Source organism: Roseateles sp. P5_B10 (assembly GCF_056400485.1).
The window spans coordinates 1-2,710 of the sequence record NZ_JBFULE010000709.1; the positions used below are offsets into that span (position 1 = coordinate 1).

The window sequence follows — 2,710 nt, forward strand, 5'->3', positions numbered from 1 at the left end:
GTCAGTATCCTTTCCGACAGCGCGGCATTGAAGGAAGGCCAGACCCAAACAGCGGCGAGCGCTCTACCGATCCGTCCCCAGGTGGTCATGACCTTGCCGAACGTTTCCTCTGAGAAATAGCCGTTGGTGGCCGAGACCTGACCTGGAGGCGGCCACGTCGAGCGGCGCGCACATTGCCGGACTCGGTGCGGATCTTCACCCAAATGCGCACGACCCCCATCAGGTTGCCTCAAGGGTTCTCGCCCGACATCTCCATGATCAGTCGCGTCACGAGGTACAGCCGTGGCGCGATGGAGCGGATGTCGACGTACTCGGCATCGTTGGAGTGGGCGCCGAAGCCCGTGAGACCCAGGCCTTCGATCACCGCCCCTCGGGCCTGTATCGCCGCGAAGGAGGCGTCCGTGCCGCCACCCGTGGCCACCTCCGCCACCTGCATGGGCAGGCCCAGCTCCGCGTAGATGGCCTGGGCACGCTTGGCCAGTGCGCGCGAGGCCTCGGTGGCCTCCAGCGGCGGGCGGCGCACTTCGAACTTGAGCTGCACCTTGGCATCGGCCAGCCGCCGCTGCTGCACGCGGCGCTGCAGCTCCTTCTCCAGGCGGTCGAAGTCCGCCACACGCAAGGCGCGCGCATCGGCCTGGGCCGTGGCCTGGGCCGGGATCACGTTGCGGTTGGTGCCCGCCTGGGCCATCGTCCAGTTCAGCTTCAGGCCCGTGGCCGGCTCCGACAAGTCCTGCATCTGCAGCAGTTGATGAGCCAGTTCCGTCAACGCATTGATGCCACCCTCCGGCCTTGCGCCGGCGTGCGAGGAGCGGCCTTCCACGCTCAGATAGGCCGAGCCGATGCCGCTGGTCGCCAGGCGCACACCGCCCTGCACGCCGGCGCCCTCGAAGGACAGCGTCATGTCCTGGTCGGCCGCGGTGCGCGTGATGGTCGCGCGCGAGCCCGGTGAGCTGATCTCCTCGTCGCCGTTGATCAATACGGTCAGCGTGCCGTAGTCGTCAATGCCCGCCTTCTGCAACAGCGCGATCACATGCAGGATGGTGGCCACGCCCTGCTTGTCGTCCGCGATGGCGAGGCCGTAGGCGCGTTCGCCCTCGATGCGAAAGGGCTGGTCCTTCAGCATGCCCTTCAGGTAGACGGTGTCCATGTGGGCGATGAGCAGCAGCTTCTTGCTGCCCCGCCCCTTGAACTGCGCCTTCACCATCTGGCCCTGGCGCTCCGGCGTGTCCTCCATGCGGTAGACCTCCGTGGGTTCGATCATCGACACCTCGCCGCCCAGGGCCTTGAGCTTCCCGGCGATCAGCCCGKCCACCGAGGCCAGGCCGTCCAGGTCCTTGCTGCCGGACTCGATCTCGACCAGCGCTCGCAAGGTCTCCAGCAGCGCCGGCTGCTCCTGCTTCGCCAGGTCCTGCAGTTGCTGGGGCGTGGGTGCCGCCTGGGCCAGGGAAGCCGCCAGCAACGCGGCGGCGGCGATCAATGTACGAAGTTGCATATCGAGGACGTGGAGCTGGGACCGAGCGGACTGTGCCAGCGACCTTTCACAACGCCCATCGACAAGTTTTCCCCACTCTATGCAGTGATGTAATAGGTGGATGCGCTTTCGCTCGCCGTCGCTGGCCGAACTCCATGCTTTCGTCGCGGTGGCCGAGCTGGGCAGCTTCTCCGCCGCCTCGCAGCTGTTGTCCGTCACCCAGGGCGCAGTCAGCCGGGCGGTGCAGCGGCTCGAGTCGGAGCTGGGCCTGGCGCTGTTGGCGCGCGGCGGCGCCCAGGTCACCCCGACGCCCGAGGGCGCCAGCTACCTTGCCCGCATCAAGCCCGCCCTGGACATGCTGGAACGGGCCGTTCCCTTGCACGCGGCGCCTGCCGGCCCGTCACTGCGCATGGCGCCCGTGCCGTCGCTGTACGCGCGCTGGCTGGTGCCGCGGCTGCCGGCGTTGCAAGCGCAACATCCGCAGCTCAAGCTCGAGTTCCGCCGCTGGCGCCACGACGACCGCTTCGAGCGCGACGACGTCGACTGCTGGATCAACCCCAAGCCGAGCGCACACAGCCGCTGGCCCGAAGGCGTCGTCGCGCAATACCTGCTCGGGCGCGAACTGGTCCCCGTGTGCCGCCCGGCGCGCGCTGCCCGGCTGACCCGGCCGCAAGACGTGCTGCAGCACCCGCTGCTGCACCACAGCGCCCATCCCGCCGACTGGGCGCTCTGGCTCAAGGCCCAGAGCGTGCAGGCGAGCCAGCCCCAACTGGCCTCGGGCTTCGACCTGGCCGCTGCACTGATCGAGGCCGTCGTTGCCGACATGGGCATCGCGGTCGTGCAGCTTTGCCTCATCGAAAGGGAGCTGGCCGCTGGGCAGCTCGTCGTGCCGTTCAGCGGCTGGGTGTCGTCGGGGCGCGGCTTCTACCTCTGCCGGCGGGCCGACCAAGAAGGTTCGTCCGAGCTCCATGCATTCGCGCAATGGGCGGTGGCCGAGAGCCGGCGCTGGCGGCGCGAGGCCCTGGCCGCGCTCGACTGACGGTCAATACACGAGCGAGAAGGTGACGTAACCCTCGTCCCGCGGCGGTCCATCAATGACTGCGCTCCTGCATCACGGCGCGGTTCTTCCCGCCTCGCTTGGCCTCGTAGAGTGCCTTGTCCGCGGCTTCGATGAGTTCAAGGGATGAGCCACCGCGCTGCGGGATCATCGAGGCGCCGCCGATGCACACCGTGAGGTGC

The 2,710-nt window shown here is 68.4% G+C and carries 3 protein-coding genes; 1 reads left to right on the forward strand and 2 read right to left on the reverse strand.

Annotation, left to right across the window (positions count from 1 at the left end; genetic code table 11):
* Window positions 1–229: 229 nt before the first annotated feature.
* Complete coding sequence (locus tag AC1DU6_RS26315; protein ID WP_477860722.1) at window positions 230–1,492, reverse strand: M20/M25/M40 family metallo-hydrolase; 1,263 nt, start codon at window positions 1,490–1,492, stop codon at window positions 230–232.
* 100 nt (window positions 1,493–1,592) lie between these two features.
* On the opposite strand from AC1DU6_RS26315, the gene AC1DU6_RS26320 reads away from it, so the two are divergent.
* On the forward strand, window positions 1,593–2,510 hold the full coding sequence (locus AC1DU6_RS26320; RefSeq protein ID WP_477860724.1) for a LysR substrate-binding domain-containing protein: 918 nt from the start codon (window positions 1,593–1,595) through the stop codon (window positions 2,508–2,510).
* Window positions 2,511–2,562: 52 nt separating this feature from the next.
* Here the strand turns inward: AC1DU6_RS26320 and AC1DU6_RS26325 are convergent.
* A partial coding sequence (locus AC1DU6_RS26325; protein ID WP_477860726.1) for a diguanylate cyclase domain-containing protein occupies window positions 2,563–2,710 on the reverse strand: 148 nt, incomplete at its 5' end.